Below are 22898 nucleotides of genomic sequence, written 5' to 3'. Positions count from 1 at the left end.
GTACTGCTCTGTGGCGTGTGTGATTTTCCGCAGAGGAATGTAGACAATTTCCGTAAAGAAAATCAAAATAATCAGCGAAAGCAAAAATAAAAATAACCAGAGTAATATAGGAAATATTCAAAAGGCTGTTGCAGGACTCCTCGATATCCTGCATATCACAATGGATAGCCACATATCCCTTTACCATATAATTTGAGGTGATGGGGGCCAGTACAGTGAGCACATCCGTGTTGAAGCTTCCAAAAAAATCTCCTATGGTATAATAGGAGCCGCTTGTGATGGTTGGGTCAAAATCCTCGATCACCACCACATTTTCCACATCTATGGGAGTATTGGTGTCCAACACCAGACGCCCGGAAGGATTGATAATGCGGATCACGGAGTTTAAGTACACTGCCAGGGAATCCAGCTGTGTTTTTACGGTTTCAAGACTGGTCTCGTTGGTGTAAAGGCCGCTGGCGTAAGTATTTCCGATAAGAGTGGCTTCATAGTAAAGGCTTTCGGCTTTTTCCCGGATCAGGTGCTCCCTTGTCATATTTGGCACAAAGGTGGTGACAATAATGAATCCAAAAACACCGAAGATAAAATAAGCCAGCACAAATTTCAGATAAAGGGTTTTTTTCATGATTCACTGCGCACCTCAAATTTGTAGCCGATTCCCCAGATAGTTGAAATCTTCCAGTTAGCGTGATCCTTGATTTTTTCCCGAAGGCGTTTGATGTGTACATCCACAGTGCGGGTGTCTCCGATATATTCATAGCCCCAAATCTGATCCAGAAGCTGTTCTCTGGTGAAAACATGGTTGGGGGAGGAGGCCAGAAAATACAAAAGCTCCAGCTCCTTGGGAGGCATCTCCACGGTATGCCCCATATAGACCACGGAATAATTTGTAAGGTTGATGGAAAGGTCCTGATATTCCACACACTTGTCGTTTGGGTTTTCCGGAAGCACCACCGCAGGCTTATACCGGCGCAGAACGGCCTTTACCCGGGCCACCAGCTCCTTGGAGTCAAAGGGCTTTTCAATGTAATCGTCTGCGCCCAGCTCCAGTCCCAGCACCTTGTCAAAAACCTCTCCCTTTGCGGAAAGCATGATGATGGGAATAGTATGCTTTGCCCGAACCTCTCTGCAGACCTGATATCCGTCAATGCCGGGAAGCATCAAATCCAGAAGAATCAAATTGGGAGAAAAGCTCTCCACTGCAGGAAGAACGGACTCTCCATCGTTTACGATCAAGGTCTCATAGCATTCCTTTGTGAGATACAGAGAAATCAGCTCTGCGATATTGTTGTCGTCATCTACAATTAAAATTTTCTGTTTATTTACCATACCTGCTCCTTTATATGAATCATACAGTTCTATCGGAAGGTTACGATGGTAACGCCTGCGTCTCCCTCCCCGTACTCTCCCAGACGGAAATCCTTTACGTATTTCAGGCGCTTTAAATGATTGTGCACGGCGTTTCTAAGGGCTCCGGTTCCCTTGCCATGGACAATGCGCACACTGGGAAGATGAGCCAGATAAGCGTCGTCTAAGTATTTGTCCAAAAGGGAAAGAGCCTCGTCCACTGTTTTGCCCAGAAGATTGATCTCCGTGGAAACGCTGTAGGACTTGGACAGCTTGATTTTACCGGTATTGGTGCGCTGGAGCCTGGGGGAGGTTACGGTCTCCTCCTCTGCGAATACCAGGTCTTTTACGTTTGTCTGGGTGCGTATGATACCGCACTGGACGAACAAGGCTCCCTTGGAGTCGGGGAGTGTGCTTACAGTGCCCTTTAATCCCATGGAGACAATTTTTACGCTGTCCCCTTTTTTCAGCTTTTTGGGGTCGATTCCGATTTTTTTGGAAGTGTCGGAGGCATTCCTTAAGCTGAGCTTTTGGCTTTTTTCCTCTATTTTTCCTCGCAGCTTCTGTCTTTTTTTCTCAAGCTCCTTGATATCCGATCCGGCGCCTGCCTTATTAAAGTCCCGGATGGTCTCGTCCGCCACTTCCTTTGCCTCCTGCAGAATGGCTCTGGCCTTTTCATTGGCCTCCTGCAGGATACGCTCCTTTGCCCGGTCGATTTTTTCGTTCTTTTGTCTGAGCTGTTCTTCCAGGGTGCGTACCTTTTCTTTATACTGGGCTGCCTCCTGCCGTTCCTTTTCGATGGTGATCCGGCTCTGCTCCAAATCTGCGATCACATCCTCGAAGGTCTTTTCCTCCTTGCCGATCTGTTCCTTTGCGGCGTTTATGATCTCATCGGGAAGCCCCAGCTTTGAGGAGATGGCAAAGGCGTTGCTTTTACCGGGTATGCCGATCAAAAGCCGGTAGGTGGGACGCAGGGTTTCCACATCGAATTCACAGCAGGCATTTTCCACAAAGGGAGTGGAGAGGGCATAGAGCTTCAGCTCGCTGTAGTGGGTGGTGGCTATGGTGCGGATTCCCCTGTCATGCAGATGATTTAAAATGGCAATGGCAAGAGCCGCTCCCTCCGTGGGATCCGTTCCGGCTCCCAGCTCGTCAAACAGGCACAGAGAATTCTCATCCGCATGGGCCAGAATGTGGACAATGCTGGTCATGTGGGAGGAAAATGTGGACAGGCTCTGTTCGATGCTCTGCTCATCTCCGATATCCGCGTAAACCTCCGTAAAGATACAAAGCTGGGAGCGGTCAAGAGCGGGAATATGAAGCCCCGCCTGTCCCATAAGGGCAAAAAGCCCCACTGTTTTTAAGGATACGGTTTTTCCTCCGGTATTTGGCCCGGTAATGATCAAAAGGTCGAAATCCTTTCCCAGATGGATGTCGATGGGAACCACCTTCCTTTTGTCCAAAAGGGGATGGCGTCCCTTTCTGATCTGGATATAGCCCTCTGTATTGAATTGGGGCCTGGTGGCGTTTTGCTCCATGGCAAGCTTTGCCTTTGCAAAAATAAAATCCAGCTGTGTCATCACGGTCTGATTTTGGGAGAGCTCCTCCGTATGCTCTCCCGCCATGGCGCTTAAGGAGGCTAAAATCCGTTCGATTTCCTCCTGCTCCTTTAAGGCAAGCTCCTTTAATTGATTGTTTAAATTCACCACAGCTGCAGGCTCAATAAAAAAGGTGGAGCCCGTGGAGGACTGGTCGTGAACCATTCCGCTTACCTGTCCCTTGTATTCTGCCTTTACGGGGAGGCAGTAGCGGTCATTTCGCATGGTAATCACCGCATCCTGCAGATAGGTGCGAAGAGAGCCGTTGACCATGGAATTTAACTGGGAATGTATTTTCTCATTGGTAAGCAAAATAGAACGGCGGATGCTTTTGAGCTGTGGGCTTGCGTCGTCCGCAATTTCCTCCTCGGACAAAATGCAGCGGTTGATCTCCGAGGCTATCTGTGTCAGAGGAGTGAGCTGTTCAAAATATCCGTCCAGACTGTCTGTATTTTCCTCCTCTCTTTCCCTCCTTCCATAGGTGCGAACGCGGTTTACATTGTCCAAAAAGCCTGCGATCTTTAAAAGCTCCGGTGCGGAAAGGGTGCTTCCCACCTCCAGGGACTTTATGGAAAATGAAAGATCTGTGTTGCTGCCAAAGGAAGTGCTGCCTGCTTTAAACAGGCGGGAAAGAGCGTCTTTCGTTTCCTCCTGTGCTTTTTGTATTTCCCGGATGTCTGTGGAGGGCAGAAGCTTGCGGCAGCAGCTTCTGCCCGGTTCGGAATCCGCTTTATCGGTTAAAAGCCGTATGACCTTATGATATTCCAAGGTCCTTAATCCCTTTTCGTTCATATTTCCTCTCATTCTGCCGCCCAGGCGGCTTTGAAATTCTGGAACGTAATCATTATAGCATAGGTGAAAAGGATTTTGGTATAGGATTCTTTACTTTTATAGGGGAATCCGATATACTTTTAAGGAAAGATGCCCAAGGAAAGAGGAAGAAGATGTCTGGTTTGGAACAGAAGGACAAAAACGATTTCTTGATTGAAAAGATAAAGGAACGGCCGGTGAATAAAAGAAAGCTGATCCGACGGACCATCATCACTGCCGCCATGGCTGTTATTTTCGGTTTGATTGCCTGTTTTACCTTTCTTGTGCTTGAGCCGGTGATCAGCAACTGGCTTTATCCGGAGGAGGAGCCCCAGCCCATTGTCTTTCCAGAGGACCAGGAGGAAATGTCGCCGGAGGAAATGCTGTCGGATAATATGCAGGCCCAGAATCAGGAGGAAAGCAGACAGGAAACAGAGGTTGTGTTAGAGGAGGAACAGATTGAGTCAATTCTTTCTCAGATTCAGCTGGATAAAGAGGATTACAGACAGCTGTACACTGCCATGTCGGAATTTGTTTCTCAGCTCAATGAATCCATGGTAACGGTTACAGGGGTCACCTCCAATATTGACTGGTTTAACAACGTACAGGAAAGCCAGAACCAATCCTTTGGCGTGATAATAGCCAACAATGGGAGAGAGCTTCTTGTGCTGGCGGACAATACGCCCATAAATGATGCACAGGAGCTTTCCATGGAATTTTATAACGGCGTTCAGGTGAAAGCCCAGGTAAAGCAGAAGGATTCCTTTACCAATCTTGCGGTGCTTTCCGTAAGCTTAAATGATCTTCCCCAGGAGAACAGGGAGGATTTGATCAAGGTGGCAGCTCTTGGCTCCTCCAATGCCAAAAATATTGTGGGAACCCCGGTAATTGCAATGGGAAGTCCCATGGGGATCAGCAATTCTGTGGGATACGGCATGATTACCGCCGTCAACAGCCAGCTCTTTGCCGTGGACAGAAATTATAAGCTTCTGTTTACGGATATCAGCGGAAGCAGAAATGGGGGAGGGGTGCTTTTTAACCTGCAGGGACAGGTAATCGGCATTATAACCGGTGAAAAGGCCGGTTCAGACATGACCAATGTGATTGGCGCTTACGGTATTACAGAGCTGAAAAAGGTCATCGAAAAAATGTCAAACGGCGAGAGCGTGGCCTATCTGGGCATCAGCGGAGTGGATGTGACACAGGAGGCTCATGAGGAGCTGGGAGTGCCCTACGGAGCTTATGTGAGGGAAGTGGATATGGATTCTCCCGCCATGCTGGCCGGTATACAGCAAGGGGATGTGATTGTAGCCATAGACGACAGAACCATTGTAAATTTCGGGGAATATTCTACGGTGCTTCTGCAGATGGAGGCAGGAGACCAGATAAATATTCAGATCATGCGCCAGGCCCAAAACGAGTACAGGGAAATGAATTTCAGCATTGTACTGGGAACGGCAGAATAGGCGTTTGCGAAACTTGCTGACAAAGTCACGAACCTGGTCATAATAACCAAAAACGGGTTCCGAAGCAGTAGCTAGTCATTCTTATTTTGGTTATTACGCCCAGTTTCTGATACCAGAGAGCGAGTTTCGCAATTACCTAAACAGCAGAATAAAGAAAAGAAAGGAGAGGGGCTTTGGGCCCTGTGAAAAATGAAATATATCAAGGACTTTAAAGAGGGAGACAGAATTTTTGACATTTACCTGTGCAAGCATAAGCAGCCGGCGGTGACAAAAAACGGGAAGGCATACGAAAATGTGATTCTTCAGGATAAAACAGGAACCATAGACGCAAAGGTGTGGGAGCCCAACAATCCCGGCATCGGGGATTATGACACAATGGATTATATAGAGGTTTACGGGGATGTGACTAATTTTTTAGGGGCCCTTCAGGTCAGCGTAAAAAGAATCCGGGTGTGCAGGGAGGGAGAATACAACGCTGCAGACTATCTTCCCGTAAGCTCCAAGAACATTGATGAAATGTATAAAGAGCTGGTTTCTTTGATACGAAGCATACAAAATTCCTATTTGAGACAGCTTTTGGAGGCCTTTTTTGTGGAGGACAGTGACTTTGTAAAGGTATTCTGCAATTCCTCCGCAGCAAAAACAGTACATCATGGTTTTGTGGGAGGATTATTGGAGCATACTTTAAGTGTGACAAAGCTGTGCGATTATTATTGCAGCGCTTATCCCATTTTAAAGAGAGACCTTCTTTTGACGGCGGCCATGTGCCACGATATCGGGAAAACCAGAGAGATATCCGCTTTTCCGGCAAATGATTACACGGACGAGGGACAGCTTTTGGGGCACATTGTTATGGGAGCCCAGATGGTTGCGGGAAAAGCAGCCAAGATCAAGGATTTTCCGGACAGCCTGCTGATGCAGGTGGAGCACTGTATTTTGGCCCATCATGGAAAATATGAGTACGGTTCTCCTAAGGTGCCTGCCATTATAGAGGCCTTGGCCCTGAATTATGCGGATGATACGGATGCGAAGCTGGAGACCTTTAAAGAAATTCTGGAAAATAATGCAGACAATGCAGGCTGGTTTGGTTATAACAGACTGTTTGATTCCAATTTGAGAGCCAGCAGGCTGCAGTAGAAGAGAATAAACGTTTGAGAAGGGAGATTGAAATGAAAATCAGCGACAGCGTAAGATATATTGGTGTAAATGATCACAAGACAGACTTGTTTGAGGGCCAGTACCCTGTTCCGATGGGTATGTCCTATAATTCCTATGTGATTCTGGATGAAAAAATTGCGGTTATGGATACCGTGGACGAGAGCTTTACCGGAGAATGGCTGGAAAATCTGGAAAGAGAGCTGGATGGACGAAAGCCCAACTATCTGATCGTTCAGCACATGGAGCCGGACCACTCAGGGGGAATTCCTTTATTCCTGCGCAAATATCCTGATGCAAAGGTAGCAGCTACACCAAAAACCTTTGAAATGATAAAGCAGTTTCTTTATGGGGAAGAGGACGGCGCCCTTTTACAGGAGAAGATTGCGGAAAGAAGCATAAAGGCGGAGAACGGAGGCACCCTGTCCCTGGGAAGCCACACACTGCAGTTTCTCTTTGCTCCCATGGTTCACTGGCCGGAGGTGATGATGACCTACGAGCAGACGGAAAAGCTCTTCTTTAGTGCGGACGCCTTCGGAAAGTTCGGGGCCCTGGATAAAGAAGAGCCCTGGGCGGACGAGGCCCGCCGCTACTATATCGGCATTGTGGGGAAATATGGAGTACAGGTGCAGAATGTATTAAAGAAGGCAGCAGAGCTTGACATTGCCGTCATCTGCCCGCTCCATGGCCCTATTTTACAGGAAAACCTGGGATATTATCTGGATCTGTATCAAAAATGGTCCTCCTATACGCCGGAAAGCCAGGGAATTGCAGTTTTCTATGCTTCCATTTACGGACACACAAGGAAGGCAGCTCTTTTCCTTGCGGAGGAATTGAAAAAAAGAAATGCAGGTGAGGTTGTGGTTTATGATCTGGCCAGAACCGACCTGTCCCAGGCCGTATCAGAGGCTTTCCGCTATGATAAGCTGGTGCTGGCATGCAGCACCTATAACGGCGGCATTTTTCCCTTTATGGAGGATTTTATCCGAAGGCTTTTGGAAAGAAACTTTCAAAACCGCAGAATTGGCCTTATAGAAAACGGCTCCTGGGCGCCCATGGCTGCTAAGGTGATAAAGGGAATGTTTGAGAAGAGTAAAAATATTACTTTTACAGATACCACCGTCACCATAACGTCCGCCATGAAGGAGCAGGATAAGGAACAGATGGAGAAGATGATTCTGGAGCTTTTGGACATTTTGGACAAATAAGAAAGTTTCAAATTAAAATGCTGCGAAAACGGGAGAAGGCATGGAATATCAAAAAAATGATCACGTTACCGTCACGATAGAGGATATGGATAAGGACGGACAGGGAATCGGAAAGGTTGACGGCTTTACCTTGTTTGTGAAGGACGCCGTTATCGGCGACCAGGTGGAGGCCAAAATTGTAAAGAGTAAAAAGCATTATGCTTACGCCAGATTAGAGAAGGTGCTTGCGCCTTCTCCTTTTCGCGTGGAGCCAAAATGCCCTGTGTGCAGACAGTGCGGCGGCTGCCAGCTCCAGCCCCTTTCCTATGAAAGACAGCTTTTGTTTAAACAGGAAAAAATCAAAAACAATCTCATCCGCATCGGCGGCTTTTCTCCCGACTATGTGGAGGCCAGAATGGAGCCTGTAATCGGTATGGAAAACCCCTTCCGCTACCGCAATAAGGCCCAATATCCTGTGGGAAGAGACAAAGAGGGAAGGGTGACGGCGGGCTTTTATGCGGGCCGCACCCACCACATTATTCCCAATCAGGACTGCCTTCTTGGACCAAAAGAGAATAAGGAGATTTTGCAGGTCATCTTAAATTACATGGAAGAAAACCATGTTCCGCCCTATGAGGAAACCACAGGACTTGGATTGATCCGCCATATATTGATCAGAAAGGGCTTTTCCACCGGCGAAATCATGGTCTGCCTTGTGCTGAATAAAAAAATGACAAAATTGTCATATCAAGCCAGGGGCACACAGAAACGAAATAATGAATTTTTGCCTAATCAGGGAGAATTGCTTGCAAAACTGGCCCGGATACAAGGCATGACAAGTGTGTCAGTCAGCATCAATACCGAAAAAACCAACGTAATTATGGGAAAGGAAATACATAATCTTTGGGGACAGCCCTTTATCACCGATGTGCTTCATACAAGAGATATGCAAAAGGAAGGGTATCCGGCCACAGAAAGGGCATTGACCTTTAAAATTTCTCCCCTTTCCTTCTATCAGGTAAACCCCATGCAGACAGAAAAGCTCTACAGTCTTGCCCTGGAATATGCAGGTCTTACGGGAAAGGAAATCGTGTGGGACTTGTACTGCGGCATTGGAACCATTTCCCTTTTCCTTGCAGGAGGCGCAAAAAAGGTGTATGGAGTGGAAATTGTGCCCCAGGCCATAGAGGATGCAAAGGAGAACGCAGTTTTAAATGGCATCGAAAACGCAGAATTTTTTGCTGGCAGTGTGCAGGAGGCGCTGTCGGAGGAGGCTTTAGGAAAATCCATTCTGCCTCCTGATGTGGTGGTGGTAGACCCGCCCAGAAAAGGCTGCGATCAGGCATGCCTTTCGGCTATGCTGAAGCTGCGCCCGGAGCGGATTGTGTATGTGAGCTGCGACTCCGCCACCCTGGCCCGGGATTTGAAGATTCTGTGCGATGGAGGGTATGAGGTGAAGAGAGTCAGGGGTGTGGACCAGTTTGGGATGACGGTGCATGTTGAAACGGTAGTTTTGATGTCACGGGTTAAGGATTGATTCATGAAAAGTGCTTTATTTCCGGGCGTTCCGAGTGTTTCAATGACAGTTCCAGAAGACCGTGAGATGACCATAAAAACCTTTGACAGAACATATCTATGCTTTTGACCGGAGGGTTGAATAGTCGGTTTGGATGTGTGCAGATTGAGTGGTCTGTTTAGATGTTTTAGCTTGAGGGTTGAGTTAGCGGTTTAAATAACCGGAGGCTGTGGTAAAAGAGGCTCCTTGCTGCGAGGATGTATCCCGGCAGTAAGGAGCCTTACTTTATGCTTTGATATCGATTATAATCCCGGATCTGAATTCTACAGTAAAATCATCCGAATAGACAGTAATCTTTGCAATAAGCCTCCTGATCAGTACCTCGTCAAATTCTGTGATGGTAGTAGGCTGGCTTCGGATAAAATCTTGCAGATCATTGATCTGCTTCATTTGCTCATCCTTGATCACGCTGTCCACTTCGGACTGTTTGCGCATATCCCGGAGTCTGAGTATCTCATCTGCAATGGCGTCATAATCGTCTTTTTGATTGGCTTTTTTCAGAAGTTCTTTTTGAAGCTCCCGCAGGCGAGTGTCGATTACTTCCGGTGAGAGATTGTCTCCCTGTTTAATGACTGTAGCAATATTGGCCTGCAGGGTTTTCAGAAAATCATCTTTTTTACAAAGTACCTGATTGATGGCATCGATAGCTGTCTGTTCCAGCAAACTTTCATTTACCGTGCGGCTGCGGCAGGAATGGCCGGTGTTGTCCAGGCGGCTGCAGCAGCGCCAGACGATGGATTTACATCCACGGTTGTTCCAGTGGACTCGCCGGTAAAACTCTCCGCATTCGCCGCAGAAAACGATCTGGGCAAAACAATGTTTGCAGGAATAACAATGGCGCTTGCCATTTTTACTGGTGTGGACGCGTCGCCTGCGGACCAATTCTTCCTGCACCAGCAAAAAGATGTCCTTTGGAATAATCGCTTCATGGTCACCCTCAACATAGTACTGTGGAACGATGCCGTTGTTCTTGATGCGCTTTTTAGTCAGAAAGTCTGTGGTATAGGTCTTTTGCAGAAGCGCGTCGCCGATATACTTTTCATTCCGGAGAATCTTGTTGATGGTGCTGGTATGCCATTTTGTTTTTCCAGCGCCGGTCAGGATGCCGTCCGCTTCCAATCCAGCAGCAATTTTATCCATGCTGGAGCCTTCCAGATACTCTCGGTAAATGCGCCGGACGATCTCAGCCTGATCCGGATCAATGACCAGATGCCCGTCAGCATCCTTGGTGTAGCCGAGGAAGCGGTTATGATTGACCTGCACATGTCCCTGCTGGTAACGGTACTGCAGGCCCAGCTTAACATTCTGAGAAAGGCTCTGGCTTTCCTGCTGGGCAAGGGAGGCCATAATGGTCAGAAGCACCTCGCCCTTTGAGTCCATTGTGTTTATGGACTCTTTTTCAAAGAAAACCGGAATATTTTTCTCTTTGAGCTGCCGGATATACTTTAGACAATCTAAAGTATTCCGGGCAAAACGGCTGATTGACTTCGTAATAATCATGTCGATGTTTCCAGCCATGCACTCGTCAATCATACGGTTAAATTCCTCACGTTTTTTCGTGTTAGTGCCAGTGATTCCGTCATCCGCAAAGATGCCAGCCAGAGTCCAGTCGGGATTCTTTGAAATATATTCTGTGTAATGCTCGATCTGGGCATCGTAGCTGGTGGCCTGCTCATCGCTGTCAGTACTGACGCGGCAGTACGCTGCGACTCGGAGTTTTGGCTTCTCAGATCTTTTGACATTATTGCCGACCTGCCTTCTTGCAGGGATGACCATTACATTTCCCATCAGCCCACCTCACAATCAATCAGGCTGTAAAGGTATTCAGCCTGTACTGCAGGGTCATCAAAATGTTTTTCAATATCCCGGATAGTAAAAAGTGTTGGAGTTTTGATGGGTTTTTGCTTAGTGGTTCTGTTCAGTCTGCCGAGAGCAGCCGCACGTGTCATAAGCTCCTCCTGTGCTTTATGATAGGTCTCTTCATCAATGATCGCCGGATAGAAATTATCTCCAAGGTAGTGTTGTGTCATCAGCAGCCGTTTGGCAGTTCCGTGGTATGTTTGAATGCCAGCTTCTGCCGCAGCCATTTGCAGTCCCATACCGGAAAGATAATTCTTATAGAGTTTTCGCAGCTTTCCGGCAGCCGCCTCATCGATGACGGCAACCCCGTTTTCTATCCGATATCCGTATGGTGTGTGTCCCATTCCATCACATCCTTTCCGTTAGGGTAAGTCCACACTTCAGTTCAAAGGCGATCTCCTGTCGGGAGAGTACCCGAATGCGAGTTACTGCGTTTTCAAACAATGCTTCGTCGAACGCATTCAGCATCACACCTTTCTCCGCAAAGCGCAGCAGAGTGAGGGTAGATTTAACGAGTGTGGCATCGCCAGAGATGCTTTTGTTTAAAGCGGAAATCTCGGTTTTATATTGATCGGCCTGTGCTAAAAGCAAGTTGTTTTCTTCGTTATAGAGAATCTGATCGATATAGCCTTGGGCCATCAGCTTTGCAAGGGTTTCGCGCTGTTCTGCATTTTCCAGCAAAAGACTTTGAATTTCCTGGATCCTTCGCAGGGAATTGTCCTTGTTGGAGCCTTTCAATGCTTCTAAGTAGGGTTTGAGAATCAATCGGCGTCCGAAGATCAGTTTGTTGATCATTGTCACAAAGGCTGCCTTTAGATTATCATCCCGGATAAATTTCATAGAGCAGCGGCTTTTATCCTCAATATGTGTATTGCAGCACCAAGCGGCATACTTGTAATTGCTGCAGGTGTGTATTCGCCGTTTGAACGTATCTCCGCATTCGCCGCAAAAGATTTTTCCAGAAAAGCAGTAGCGATTCTGGTATTTATTCTTGCCCTTTACGATGCCCTTCTCACGGCCCCGCTGCTGGATCAGAATGGCTGCAGCGTCAAAATCTTCATGGCTGATGATGGCTTCGTGGTGGCAGGCAAGGGCATAGCGATCTCTTTCTCCATAGTTCGTATGACGATTAAACTGAGAATCTGTGTAGGTCTTTTGAAAAATGACATCGCCGGTATATTTTTCGTTGGCGAGCATACCGCGCACGGTTGAAGCTGTCCAGTGTCCGCCTTTTTTCGTGGGCACACCTTTCTTGTTCAGTTCGTTTGCGACGGCCAGAGTTCCCTTTCCTGAAAGAATCTGGGAGAAAATCCATTTGACAATCTTGGCCTGCTCCGGATTTACAACCATTTGTTCCCCATTCCAGTCATATCCGTAGGGCGGATAGCTGATCTTGAAGGTGCCGTTTTTGAATCGTTTCTGAATGGACCATTTGTTATTTTCAGAAATGGAGGAGGACTCACCCTCGGCCATGCTGCTCAGGATAGACAGGAATAATTCGCTTTCCATGGCACTGGTATTCAGATTTTCCTTCTCGAAATAAACAGGAATGTCCAATTCCAGAAGTTTGCGAACCAATTCCAGGCAGTCAGTGGTATTTCTTGCAAAACGGCTGATGGATTTTGTTATGACAAAATCGATTTTACCTGCTTTGCAGTCCGCAATCATCCGCAGTAATTCCGGCCGCTTTTCTTTCTTCGTGCCGGTGATACCCTTATCGAAATATAACCCTGCAAATGTCCAATCCTCACGGTTAGAGATGTAATTCTCATAATGTTTTTTTTGCGCTTCAAGGCTTTCAAGCTGAGCATCATTATCCGTGGAGACACGGCAGTAGGCAGCTACATGAAGCTTCTTTGCATTCTGCTTAGGCTTATCGCTGCTGATTTTTGTAATCTTTTTCACGGTTTCACCTCCCTTCGGTAGTGTGACATATTACCTCTGAATGGAGGTGATATCAACGGGTTCTGGCATGATTTCGGCGAGAAAAGGAGAGAAAGATTTCCGATTTAATGCGGTTAATTTGTTAAATTGCGACAAGGAAATAAGTCCAGAATCCAGCAGCGATTTTGTAATGCACTGGGCTCTATAATAGTCCACATCCTGTTGGAATTGTTCGGGTGTGAAAAGATGTTCTGTGCTAATGCCTTCAAGCGCAGCAGTGTGGGCTGTATCTGATCTGGTAGATAGAGTCATTATGTTTTCCTCCAATCTGAGTGAATTCCTCAATAACCTATCTGGACAGCATTGGCAGAATTGGCCGAAAAAGAAAAAAACGGCCTGCAGGTTCTCAGAAGAGATACCCTCAGGCCGTTTCGTTCCCGTTATGACAACAACTTATTTACTCTCTGCTGCACCGCTGCATAGTCATATCCTGCAGCGGACAGCCTTTGCTTTCTTTCCGCGCCGTTTCTCCAATCGCCGCGAATTACCTCCCTGGCAAGAGTGTCAATGGACTTAACATTGGAAGAAGATACAGCTGACCCGGATGCGGTCGTAATGAAAGCGTCAAATCCGGCCGCCTTAACCTTTTCCATCATTGCCTCGACGTTTGCCCTGATACTGTATGCGCCGACCTGTACCTTGTAAAGCCCGCCGCTTTGCACCATGTAGGTATCAAAACCTCTGGCTCTGAGTTTCTCTTCCAGGGCGTCAGCATTCGATTTCTTAGAAAAAGCGCCTGTCTGCACCCGGTACAGCGTCCCGCTGCTGTCAGCAGCTGTTCCTCCAAGCTGTGCCGTGACTTTTGCCGCAAGGTCACCAAGTCTCCCATATAGCCAGTCTCCCGGACAGGACTTGTTCGCAAACCAGCGGTGGACGGTCAGCACCATCTCATCCGACTTTGGGGAATAGTTCAGTGTCTTATTCTTATCCCCCAGCCAGATAAGCTTCTTCTTTCCGTTCCGTTTGCAGATGTCCGTGCAAAGCTTCACAAGGGAGTTGTAAACAGCGGTGGTCATTGCGTAGGGAGCGTTCAGGTCGCTTGCGCACTCAATGGTGACGGCCCTCTGGTCGTTGGCGCTGCTGGAAGAGCACCAGGAGCGGTTCTTCTCCTCTACGCAGAGGGCGATTTTCCCATCCTTTCCGATGCCATAATTACAGCTTGCCTGAACAGCTGTGCTTGTAAAGCATCCGCAGATGCTCTCCGCCGTCAGCTGGCCCACCACACAATGGGGTGTGATCCGGTCAATGGAATGTGTCCTCTGTCCGGAATGGTTCGGACTAAGGTTTGTGTAAGATATGAGAGAACTGTTTGTGTAAGCCATTATTCATTACCTTCCTTTCCGTTTTCTGCTCTGTCATGGAGCTGCTCTAATACCGTTTTGATCTTTTCCGGGATGGGGAGTCCCAGATGCCCTGCATTCTCCAGCAGACTCACGCCTTCATTGGAGATGTAGAAAAAGATCACCGCTGTCCGCAAGACCGCCCCAGCGCCGACCACCTGCACATCGATGATATTGGCAATGCCGACCAGAAGGAAGATCAGCACCTTGCGGAAGATCCCCTTAAAGCCCACCGCGCTGGATAACTTCCTGTCGATGACGGCGCACATCACGCCCGTGATATAATCGATCGTCACAAAGGCGATGAGGGCGTAAAGCAGGCCGTCACAGCCGCCAAGGAAGTACCCGAGCCAGCCGCCCACAGCGGTAAAAATGAGTTGGATGGTGTTCCAGAATTCTTTCATAATGAAATCCCTCTCTTTCCCGAATGAAAAAGGACGCCCTGTCAGAGCGCCCGTCTGTAAGTTTCTATATAAAGCGCCTTCCTGCACAATCCTGCGGATAAAGATTTGTGCAGTTTATGGCACAGAATCAGGTTGCTATTCCTGCCGGGCAGAGTGATAGATACAATCACAAAAACCGCAGGAAGGAGGTCAAAAATGTTTACTGCGAAGGAACTGAAAAACATTGATGCCGGATACTTTTCCGTCATTGCGTCTGGCGGATGCACCCTTACGATCCAGTCAAAAAACACCGGACACTGCTGGCACATCCTGCTGCAGGAGTACCCGCATTTCAGAAGCTGTCTGATCTACCACACCCATCACAGGGGGACACCCTATCACGAGCACGGCCACGGAGCTACGCTTTCCGGCTGTCTCAGCCAGATCCGAAACCACGATGCCTGCTGGCTTTCCAGGAAAAGCCGCCGTAAACTGCACAAGGAGGTACGCCCATGAAACAGAAAAACATCAAAGTCGCATACACCAGCCGCTGCACCGGCGGCTCCTATACCCAGGTCCCGAAGATCCAGATGGAGGGCAGGTGGCTTGAGGAGCTTGGCTTTTCCATCGGCAGCACGATTGTGGTGGAATATGACGAAAGTTCCATCCGTATCCGCCCCATGACGGCAGAGGAACTGGCTGACCGCAGGCGGGCAGAGCTTGAAAAGGAACTCGCTTCCAAGTCCGCATCCATCCGAAGGCTCCAAAAAAGCCTGGACGAAGACCTCCGGGCATTTTCCCTTGTAGCGGAAAGCTCCAACGGCTACCGCTCCCCATCGAAATGACCTGATAATCCCCCGACTTACTCCTCCGTCAGAGTGTAGGTGATCTTCATGGTCTTGTCCACGGTCTTTACTACCGCTGACGAGAGGTTATTGATGGTCGCCAGGTACGGCGTCAGAAGGTATGCCGTCCGGTACTCGTTTCCGTAGCTGCCTCCCCAGCCAATCAGGAAGTTTTTATACTGGAACAGGGGAGTGGCGGCGTCATTGAGCCGTGCGCTCCCCTGGGTATGGACCACCGTGTCATCCGCTGTGATCTGGAAATCCCCGCCGATGATCAGGTCTCCGACCAGCGTCATATAAAGCTCGCAGTTTCCTGTTTCGCAAAGAGGCTTCCATTTGGAAGTAAAGCCGAATTCGATCAGAGTCACATCCGTGGAGTTGGAAAGGCTGATCTTATAGATTCCCTTCTTGTCATAGGCAGGTACATACAAATCCCCGCCCCGGATGCAGCACTTTACCACACGCTCTGGAAAAGAACCAAGCTCCCTGCTGCCCACGTCCATAAGATGCGCGTTGGACAGCGTCCACTGGCCTTCGGTAAAGGAATAGTCTGTCTTGGAGATCTTGATCCAGAGCATCACGGCATCCCCCGAAGAGTTTTCCTCATTGGAAAAACCATACCAATACCCATCCTGCCCGTCCATGAACTCCCCATATTTCGTATAGCTGCCGAGAAATTCAAAGGTCTCCGGCGTCAGCACCTCATCCCCCAGCACGGTATAAGTGGAATCATCCATCCGCTCGTTCAGCCCAATGGAAAAGACCGGGATCCGCAGCTTCCGGATCCGGACGCTGTCGTTTTCGTAAGTGATGGAGTAGAGCAGACTGTTCTCAAAATCCATCTCCACAGCTTCAAAAAGGACCATCTTGTTGGCATCCGGGATTGACCCGATATCCGCAGCTTTTAGCTGCAGGAAGGTGCTCGAGTCCCCCACAAGACTCCCGTAGGCATTCTGCCCGCCGAAGGAACTGGTAAGCGCCACCGCCGCAATAGTCCCGTTCCCCTGGCTGGGCGTAAACTCCCAGACAAACTTATAGCCATTAGCAATGGCCATGCTCTCCGCCAGGTTCAGGCTCCCCCTGGCTGTGTTTGCCGTGGAATTCACATCATTGGAGGCATACGCCACAGGAAGGTTATCGGACAGTTCATAGATATGTCCCGCATCCTCTTCCAGGGTTTTGGAGAACAGCAGGATGCCGCCGATCATGTTGGGGCAGATGGGAAGAAGGGTGTCGTTCCACAAGACTGCCGCATCGTATTCCCCGGTGGCGGCATAAAAGATCCCCATCGGGTTCATGCCAAGGATGTTGTTTACTGCTTCCGTGACCATATTTTCTTCCGTGACGGTTTCCACCGCCCCGGTATTCTCATCCGTCAGTTCGATCGTCATAACGCCTTTCAAAACCATAATCTCAATCCTCCCATTGCTTAAGCGAGTGTGACCGGCCGGCAGAATGCGCCAACCGCAGTCCTTCCCGTCATTGTATCCGAATAGCTTTTCTGTACCAGTTCCATCGTCCCAACATCGACCGCTTCCGTAAAGCCCTTTGCCTGAAGCCCGCCGCTAATGGAGAATAATGCCGCCGATTCTTCAATGTCGATCCTGCCGTCCCAGGCCGCCGCAGCCGCCATTGCCTGGCCGCTGACAGATGCAATGCAGTCCCCGATCCCTACGCTGCCGGAGCCGTTTTCCATCCGCAGGTACACATTGAAGGTGTTTGTGATGTTCGGCACGATATTTTCAATGGGGTAATACAAAGACAGGATGTGCTTCCCGCTGCGCCAGGTCTCCACTGGATGATGGAGCAGGATCTCCGTGTTATTCAGTTCAAAGGTCACATAGCAAAGAGCTTTCCCATCCTCCGTCCAGGTCACCGGCAGGCTTACATCCACAGAAATATCCGGGGTTTCTTCCCCGGCAGCGCTATCCTCAGAACCATTTTCTGTATCCGCCGCCCCGCCGCTGTCTCCCGCATTCCCGGAAGGGAACGGGATCACAATTGTTCCGCTGGCATTGGCTGACCTTGCAGCCGGATCAGCCGCCACATCCACAACTACCTGCCCGAAAAACTGGGCGTGGTTTTCCTCTTTGGAAGCGAACTCAATGCTGATGATCCGCACATCCGTCTCCCCGATGGTATATTCAGAGGCATTCGTAAAGGTGTGGATGCTGATCTCCCCCGCCTCAATCTGGTTTAAGAGACCGGAGATGTTCTTGTCATTTTTGGATTTCGCCTGGGAGAGTCTGGGGTTCTTCCCCACACATTTCAGGCTCTGCCGCCCGCCGATCTTGACCGTAAAAGATGTGATGCAGGTAATCTGCCGGGCGTCCGCCTGCCCGCCGGAGAAGGTCAGCACATCGCCAAGGTCAAAGGCCGGATTTCCAATGGTATCCGAATCAAAGGGTACATAATTGACCGCAGATAAAGCGGTGAGGATATTGCGGCAAAGTTCCGCCCTTGTCTCTTCCAGACCGAACTGCAGAAGGGGATTGGCTCCCAGGTTCATGGTCAGCCCGTCATCTGTTTCCAAAGCATAATACTCAGAAGTCTGCGTCCGCAGGTTGGTGGAACTGACTGCCGTGTACCGGGTCACAAAATCAGAGAAACTGCTGGAAAACCGGTGCTTCTGCTGGATCGCCATCACCGGAATTTCCCCGTACTGCCGGAACTCCAGCTTTCCTTCCCGGTTGATGCAGAAGAAACCTCCCAGTACCTGGGCCGTAAAATACAGCACATCACGGTAGGTCTCAATGTCATTCTCTGGATAGATGGAAAGTAATTCTGATCCGTTGGGAAGCGCCTCAATCTCTACCTGGGTCTGCGCCAGTTCTACCCCGCAGGCGGTACTGCACAGCGCCATCATCCCGTAAGCCGTGCCGATGGTCTCAAAACCATTGAAAGCCCGGTCAAAGCGGAGCATCCGGTCATAGGCCTTCAGTTCCAGTACATGCACGGTCCGATTGGCCTCGCTCACCTCAAAGATCCCCATAGGGACAGCTTCATAAATCCCGTCTGCCAGCCGCAGGTGGTAAGACAGTTCCACTTCCGCGTCCTCCAAAGTGTACCGGTCAATGTCCAGGAACAGGCTGATCCCCATCTCCGCCGCGTATACCGCACCCAGTTCGATCTCAGAATTACCGCAGCACTGGGCTGTGATATAGCCGCTGCCTTTCACGATATCCTCCTGCGTGAACGGATATTCCACGCCTCCTGCTGTGGTAATCTTCCCCGTCCAATAATATTTCCGGGCGTTCCCCTGCACCGCCTGCAGGAACGTCTCGCTCACCGGGTACATAGGGCATCACCTCCTTCTGGCTTTAGACACCAAAAAAGCACCAATCATTTCTGACTGATGCTTATGGTTAGACTTATTCTCAACAATATTTTATATGATATTTTCGATAATTCTATCAGCTACTTGATCAATATCCATACTCGATGTGTCTATTCTGGTAGCATCAGGGTAATGGCTGTTCAAATACAATTTTGCAGTTTGCATATGTGTTAATACCAAATCCATCTCTCGATTATCCTGTCTGTATGCCCGATGCTTAATAATATCATCTGTGGCCATCAATATAAAGTGATGGCTTTCAATATCTGAATAAAACTCTACAAGGTTTTTTCTGCAAAAATCATTTATCAACGCAATCGGAATAATCACATAATCATAGGTTCCATCCTGCATAAGCAATTGAATTTCTTTTTTCAATGCTTCAATTAGAAATTCTTTTGCTTCAGGATATGTTGGTCCAAAATAAGCCTGGATTATTTCCTTATCATTTTGTGGTTTATACTTAACTTGCAAAGCATCAAATTCAAGTAATATGGCCTTATTGATTTTTTGAATAATTGAATTAGCCACAGCTGTCTTTCCAACACCGAATGGTCCGTCTATCCAAATTATTGTCACATAATCACCCGCTAACTAAATATCGATATATATTAGCATATCATAAATTTTTACTTTCGTAAGTTCTAAAATTCTCTCAGCGTAAAACTCACCGTCCACAGCCCCTTCCGTGACGTATCTTTCACAAGAGAAGCTTTATAACCTTCCACATACATCTCCGCTGTCTTCACTGCCAGCGTCTCCGTGTCAAAATATCCCACGGCGATCTTTTCCTGCTGCTTAAATTCCGTCAGGATTTTCAGCCACTTTGCCGAAACAGAGAACGTCACCGGGATGCTCACCACGCCGGAGCGCACCACATCCCGCTGTACCGTCCCAGCCTCAGTCTCCCCGCCGGAATCCGCCTCCACGTCATCCATCTGCACCTCATAGGAATCCGGCAGGGGGAGGGCTGTGCCGTCAAAAGTCAGATACTGTATAAATGCCATTGATTACCTCCCTCCTGACCGCAGGTTCTGCCTTGCCTGCGCCGTCACTACCAGTTCATCCAGTAAAGTGCCGCCCACATACACCGGGATCACGATATTTCCCTGCGGACCGGAAAATCCCGCTAGGGCTTCCGATACGGCAGAAGATATCCCGGAGATCATATCCTCCATACCGCCTCTAGCCATCATTCCATCTGTATCTCCATACCCGGACGCAGCTGCCTTTGGAGTGATGACCATTTCCGAAGCCACATCCCGGACGGCTTTCTCCACCAGGCCGCGGCTCTTTTCAATGCCGCCTGCCAGTCCCTTCATGAAGTCCGGCATCCATTTCTCATACTCTGAGAGAGGGCCTTCATCCGGGGCAGAGAAGTGGAGGAAGGAGGCAATCTTACTGGCGATGCCGGATACCGTATCAACCACTGCCTGCACCATGCTTTTAATGCCGTTGATCAGCCCCTGGATGAAATCTTTGCCCCACTGGAGGGCTTTCCCCGGCAGGCTGGTGATAAAGGAGATCGCTCCGGAAAAGCCGTTCTGGACAACCGATGCCAGCCCGGAAAGGGCGGAACGTATGCCGGAAACCAGGTTTTTGAAGGCATTTACCGCCGCGTCCTTTAATTCTGTGGCGATATTCACCACCGTGGTCTTGATGCCGTTCCAGATATTCGAGGCCGTATTCTTCAGCGTATTCCAGATCTGTGAAATGAACTGGGAAAGCGCAGAGAAGATGTTTTGGATGCCCTGTTTCAACGCATTCGCCGCATCGACCGCTGTCTGCCGGATAGCGTTCCAGACCCGTGCGGCTGTATTCCTGATATTGTTCCAGATATTGACGAAAAATGCGGAAACCTGTGACCACAGGCTGCTCCACCACTGTGGGATGGCAGAAAAGAAGTCGATAAACTTCTGTGCCGCCGCAGGGATGGTTTCCGTAAAGAACACCACCACCTTGTCCCAAAGTTCCATCAGCTTTGCGGATACCGTTTCCCACAGCTGGCCGAACCACTTCGTGATCGCGCCCCAGTTTTTCACAATGGCTATGATCGTGGCAATGGCCGCAGCTACGCCCGCAATGATCCCAATCACCGGAAGCAGTGAGATATTGAGCGCCCCGAAAGCCACGGAAAGCGCTGCGATAACCGGTGTCAAGGCAGTAAAAGCCACAAGCAGCGCTCCGAGGATCACCACGAAGTTCTGCACCGGCTTCGGCAGCACGCCAAAGATCCCGCTCACAGTCTCAATGACCGCTACCAGAGGCGGAAGCACCACGTTGGCAAGCTCCACGATCTTCTCGCCCAGCGGGATCAGGGCCTGCTGGAGTTTCCTGGTATTGGTCTCCATCTCCTGCATGGGAGTGCCTGTCTGGTCAAACAGGTTCTTTGCAGAACCTGCCACACTGTCGTAGGTTTCGCCTACAGAAGTCAGGGAAGTGATGAACCTGAGGTTCCCATCCTCGGCCATCGTACCGAAGGCTTTCGCCGCCATGTTCAGGGCCTGCTGCTCGTTGGTGCAGTTTGCGATATCCGCCACAATGGAATCAATGACCTGCTTCTGGGTAGCTTCCCCATTCTGCCATGCCAGGAACAGGGACTGGGTCTTCTGGGAATACAGGTCAATAGCATCCCCGATGGTCCCGTCCGCCAGACGGGTGGTCACCTCGTTGATGGCGTCATTGACCTTGTCCAGGTTGTACGCCCCGCCCTGCAGGCCATTCTGCAGGAGTTGGAAATACTCGGATGCGGAGTAGCCGGCCTGGGCGAACTTGCCGGAATACTCGGACAGGTTATCGCCCAGCTCGTTGGTCTTGTCCAGGCCATTCTGCGTACCCGTGACGATGTAATCCATCGCCTCCTGCGCCGTTAGCCCATACTGCTTCATTAGGGCATTGACGCCGCGCAAGGTCTCGTTCATATCGATGCCGTACAGTTCATCCAGCGTCATCGCCTGCTGTGTCAGGCGGGTAAGGTCGGTATCGGAAAGCTCCCCAAGGTTCTTCTTTACCATAATGACCGCTTCCGCCACAGAATCCATGCTCTGGCCAACACCGGATCCATAGACTTCTTTAATGACTGCGGCGCTGGCTTCCGCTGCGGCGCCCGTTTCCCCGAAGTAAGCGTTCACCTTTGTGACTGCGTTTTCTGTCTCCGCATAAGCGGACAACGCCTTGTCACCGATATCCTGGATCTTATCCCCAACGGCAGACAGCTGGTCTGCGGCTTCCATGAGGGCTGCTCCCTTTGTAGCTCCTGCGATCTCCCCGATATCGCCTGCGGCATCCTGGGCAGCGTCCCCAACATCGTTCAGATCTTCGATCAGGTTCCGTATCGCCTGCCCGTCATCCACCGTATCCAGGGCATCCGTCAGCTGCTTGATATCCGCTTTTCCGCCGGTGACCGCTTTTCCGATTTTCTCCACAGCTGTTTTTAGCTGGTCTGAGGATGCCGTGCCGTTTCTGATGGCATTTACCAATCGGCTCCCCAGCACATCCGCATAATCATCCACGTTGGATCCTGTAGCGGCAAACAGCTTGCTGAGCCGCTCCATATTAGATGCCAGACGTTCCTGCTCAGACTGAAGCCCTGACAGATCGGCTTTATAGCGGTTCAGCGTCCCCCTGGTTTCCTCCACCTCACGCTGGAAAGCCATGTACTGGTCTTTTCCAAGGTCGCCCCGCTCAAAGGCTTTCGCCACTTCCTCCTGCGCCTGCTCCAAAGCCTGCAGCTTTCGCTCGGTATCGCCGATGGCCTGCTGCAGAAGTTCCTGCTTCTGGGCAAGGAGGACTGTGTTGGACGGGTCCAGCTTCAGGAGGCTGTTCACATCCCTAAGCTGGCTCTGGGTCTTTTTTATGGCATTGTTGACGTCAGACAGCGACTTTTCCAGCCCGCTGGTATCGCCGCCGATTTCCACCGTAATTCCCTTGATTCGGCTTGCCATGTGTCACTCACCTCCAGAAAAATAAAAAAGCCTGGAACATTCCAAGCAATCAAACCGTATTTTGTAATACATATACTTGCTATTAGCATACGATAATGTTATAATC

The 22898-nt window shown here is 49.5% G+C and carries 19 protein-coding genes and 1 pseudogene; 6 read left to right on the top strand and 14 right to left on the bottom strand.

What is annotated here, in order from left to right:
• The 3 genes and pseudogenes from AC1WIP_RS01065 to AC1WIP_RS01055 form a co-directional block, all read right to left on the bottom strand.
• Positions 1-625 (bottom strand): annotated as a pseudogene (locus AC1WIP_RS01065) (hypothetical protein); the annotation flags it as partial.
• On the bottom strand, positions 622-1329 hold the full coding sequence (locus AC1WIP_RS01060; RefSeq protein ID WP_318705088.1) for a response regulator transcription factor: 708 nt from the start codon (positions 1327-1329) through the stop codon (positions 622-624). The gene AC1WIP_RS01060 and the pseudogene AC1WIP_RS01065, both read right to left, overlap by 4 nt.
• Before the next feature lie 29 nt (positions 1330-1358).
• Positions 1359-3737: an endonuclease MutS2 gene (locus AC1WIP_RS01055; RefSeq protein ID WP_481140067.1), complete on the bottom strand. Its 2379-nt coding sequence runs from the start codon at positions 3735-3737 to the stop codon at positions 1359-1361.
• Between the two features lie 152 nt (positions 3738-3889).
• Between AC1WIP_RS01055 and AC1WIP_RS01050 the strand changes: the two genes are divergently transcribed.
• The 4 genes from AC1WIP_RS01050 (at position 3890) to rlmD (ending at position 9100) form a co-directional block, all read left to right on the top strand.
• On the top strand, positions 3890-5221 hold the full coding sequence (locus AC1WIP_RS01050) for a S1C family serine protease (RefSeq protein ID WP_481140066.1): 1332 nt from the start codon (positions 3890-3892) through the stop codon (positions 5219-5221).
• 189 nt (positions 5222-5410) lie between these two features.
• The gene (locus AC1WIP_RS01045; protein WP_481140065.1) at positions 5411-6358 is read left to right on the top strand and encodes a 3'-5' exoribonuclease YhaM family protein; all 948 of its coding nucleotides are present in this window, start codon (positions 5411-5413) and stop codon (positions 6356-6358) included.
• 32 nt (positions 6359-6390) lie between these two features.
• A complete protein-coding gene (locus tag AC1WIP_RS01040; protein WP_481140064.1) occupies positions 6391-7584 on the top strand; it encodes an FprA family A-type flavoprotein in 1194 nt (397 codons plus the stop codon).
• Positions 7585-7624: 40 nt separating this feature from the next.
• Entirely contained in the window at positions 7625-9100 is a 1476-nt protein-coding gene (rlmD, locus tag AC1WIP_RS01035; protein WP_481140063.1) for a 23S rRNA (uracil(1939)-C(5))-methyltransferase RlmD, read from the top strand.
• Positions 9101-9364: 264 nt separating this feature from the next.
• Here rlmD and AC1WIP_RS01030 read toward each other — a convergent pair whose 3' ends face one another.
• The 6 genes from AC1WIP_RS01030 to AC1WIP_RS01005 all read right to left on the bottom strand — a co-directional run bounded on the left by AC1WIP_RS01030 (position 9365) and on the right by AC1WIP_RS01005 (position 14687).
• A complete protein-coding gene (locus AC1WIP_RS01030) occupies positions 9365-10927 on the bottom strand; it encodes a recombinase family protein (protein WP_481140062.1) in 1563 nt (520 codons plus the stop codon).
• Positions 10927-11343 carry an integrase gene (locus tag AC1WIP_RS01025; protein ID WP_481140061.1) on the bottom strand — a complete coding sequence of 139 codons (417 nt, stop codon included), beginning with the start codon at positions 11341-11343 and terminating at the stop codon, positions 10927-10929. Before AC1WIP_RS01025 ends, AC1WIP_RS01030 begins: the two co-directional genes overlap by 1 nt.
• A 4-nt stretch (positions 11344-11347) precedes the next feature.
• Positions 11348-12904, bottom strand: coding sequence for a recombinase family protein (locus AC1WIP_RS01020; protein ID WP_481140060.1), 1557 nt, complete (start codon positions 12902-12904; stop codon positions 11348-11350).
• Between the two features lie 30 nt (positions 12905-12934).
• Complete coding sequence (locus tag AC1WIP_RS01015; protein WP_481140059.1) at positions 12935-13195, bottom strand: SHOCT domain-containing protein; 261 nt, start codon at positions 13193-13195, stop codon at positions 12935-12937.
• Positions 13196-13323: 128 nt separating this feature from the next.
• Positions 13324-14265, bottom strand: coding sequence for an SPOR domain-containing protein (locus tag AC1WIP_RS01010; RefSeq protein WP_481140058.1), 942 nt, complete (start codon positions 14263-14265; stop codon positions 13324-13326).
• Positions 14265-14687 (bottom strand): phage holin family protein, encoded by a 423-nt coding sequence (locus AC1WIP_RS01005; RefSeq protein ID WP_481140057.1) that lies wholly within the window; start codon positions 14685-14687, stop codon positions 14265-14267. The genes AC1WIP_RS01010 and AC1WIP_RS01005 overlap by 1 nt, the downstream gene beginning before the upstream one ends.
• A gap of 195 nt (positions 14688-14882) precedes the next feature.
• Here AC1WIP_RS01005 and AC1WIP_RS01000 point away from each other — a divergent pair, with 195 nt between their 5' ends.
• On the top strand, positions 14883-15182 hold the full coding sequence (locus tag AC1WIP_RS01000; protein ID WP_481140056.1) for a hypothetical protein: 300 nt from the start codon (positions 14883-14885) through the stop codon (positions 15180-15182).
• The gene (locus tag AC1WIP_RS00995) at positions 15179-15511 is read left to right on the top strand and encodes a SymE family type I addiction module toxin (RefSeq protein ID WP_481140055.1); all 333 of its coding nucleotides are present in this window, start codon (positions 15179-15181) and stop codon (positions 15509-15511) included. The genes AC1WIP_RS01000 and AC1WIP_RS00995 overlap by 4 nt, the downstream gene beginning before the upstream one ends.
• 17 nt (positions 15512-15528) lie before the next feature.
• Here the strand turns inward: AC1WIP_RS00995 and AC1WIP_RS00990 are convergent, their stop codons facing one another.
• The 5 genes from AC1WIP_RS00990 to AC1WIP_RS00970 form a co-directional block, all read right to left on the bottom strand.
• Entirely contained in the window at positions 15529-16920 is a 1392-nt protein-coding gene (locus tag AC1WIP_RS00990) for a hypothetical protein (RefSeq protein WP_481140054.1), read from the bottom strand.
• A gap of 20 nt (positions 16921-16940) precedes the next feature.
• Positions 16941-18809 carry a hypothetical protein gene (locus tag AC1WIP_RS00985; protein WP_481140053.1) on the bottom strand — a complete coding sequence of 623 codons (1869 nt, stop codon included), beginning with the start codon at positions 18807-18809 and terminating at the stop codon, positions 16941-16943.
• A gap of 90 nt (positions 18810-18899) precedes the next feature.
• Entirely contained in the window at positions 18900-19427 is a 528-nt protein-coding gene (locus AC1WIP_RS00980) for a P-loop NTPase fold protein (protein ID WP_481140052.1), read from the bottom strand.
• A 65-nt stretch (positions 19428-19492) separates the two neighbouring features.
• Positions 19493-19855, bottom strand: a complete 363-nt coding sequence (locus AC1WIP_RS00975; protein WP_481140051.1) for a hypothetical protein — start codon at positions 19853-19855, stop codon at positions 19493-19495.
• 3 nt (positions 19856-19858) lie between these two features.
• Entirely contained in the window at positions 19859-22792 is a 2934-nt protein-coding gene (locus AC1WIP_RS00970) for a phage tail tape measure protein (RefSeq protein WP_481140050.1), read from the bottom strand.
• Positions 22793-22898 lie beyond the last annotated feature (106 nt).

The organism is Acetatifactor sp. (assembly GCF_982438285.1).
The sequence above is the reverse complement of the archived record's forward strand: the minus strand, read 5'-3'. Positions and strand labels throughout refer to the sequence as shown.

Coding starts and splice junctions, on each gene's coding strand:
- AC1WIP_RS01025 (WP_481140061.1), bottom strand. CDS start 11,343: ATGGGACACACACCATACGGATATCGGATAGAAAACGGGGTTGCCGTC.
- AC1WIP_RS00970 (WP_481140050.1), bottom strand. CDS start 22,792: ATGGCAAGCCGAATCAAGGGAATTACGGTGGAAATCGGCGGCGATACC.
- AC1WIP_RS01050 (WP_481140066.1), top strand. CDS start 3,890: ATGTCTGGTTTGGAACAGAAGGACAAAAACGATTTCTTGATTGAAAAG.
- AC1WIP_RS01010 (WP_481140058.1), bottom strand. CDS start 14,265: ATGGCTTACACAAACAGTTCTCTCATATCTTACACAAACCTTAGTCCG.
- AC1WIP_RS01000 (WP_481140056.1), top strand. CDS start 14,883: ATGTTTACTGCGAAGGAACTGAAAAACATTGATGCCGGATACTTTTCC.
- AC1WIP_RS01055 (WP_481140067.1), bottom strand. CDS start 3,737: ATGAACGAAAAGGGATTAAGGACCTTGGAATATCATAAGGTCATACGG.
- rlmD (WP_481140063.1), top strand. CDS start 7,625: ATGGAATATCAAAAAAATGATCACGTTACCGTCACGATAGAGGATATG.
- AC1WIP_RS00975 (WP_481140051.1), bottom strand. CDS start 19,855: ATGGCATTTATACAGTATCTGACTTTTGACGGCACAGCCCTCCCCCTG.
- AC1WIP_RS01030 (WP_481140062.1), bottom strand. CDS start 10,927: ATGGGAAATGTAATGGTCATCCCTGCAAGAAGGCAGGTCGGCAATAAT.
- AC1WIP_RS01045 (WP_481140065.1), top strand. CDS start 5,411: ATGAAATATATCAAGGACTTTAAAGAGGGAGACAGAATTTTTGACATT.
- AC1WIP_RS00995 (WP_481140055.1), top strand. CDS start 15,179: ATGAAACAGAAAAACATCAAAGTCGCATACACCAGCCGCTGCACCGGC.
- AC1WIP_RS01015 (WP_481140059.1), bottom strand. CDS start 13,195: ATGACTCTATCTACCAGATCAGATACAGCCCACACTGCTGCGCTTGAA.
- AC1WIP_RS00985 (WP_481140053.1), bottom strand. CDS start 18,809: ATGTACCCGGTGAGCGAGACGTTCCTGCAGGCGGTGCAGGGGAACGCC.
- AC1WIP_RS01005 (WP_481140057.1), bottom strand. CDS start 14,687: ATGAAAGAATTCTGGAACACCATCCAACTCATTTTTACCGCTGTGGGC.
- AC1WIP_RS01060 (WP_318705088.1), bottom strand. CDS start 1,329: ATGGTAAATAAACAGAAAATTTTAATTGTAGATGACGACAACAATATC.
- AC1WIP_RS00990 (WP_481140054.1), bottom strand. CDS start 16,920: ATGGTTTTGAAAGGCGTTATGACGATCGAACTGACGGATGAGAATACC.
- AC1WIP_RS01040 (WP_481140064.1), top strand. CDS start 6,391: ATGAAAATCAGCGACAGCGTAAGATATATTGGTGTAAATGATCACAAG.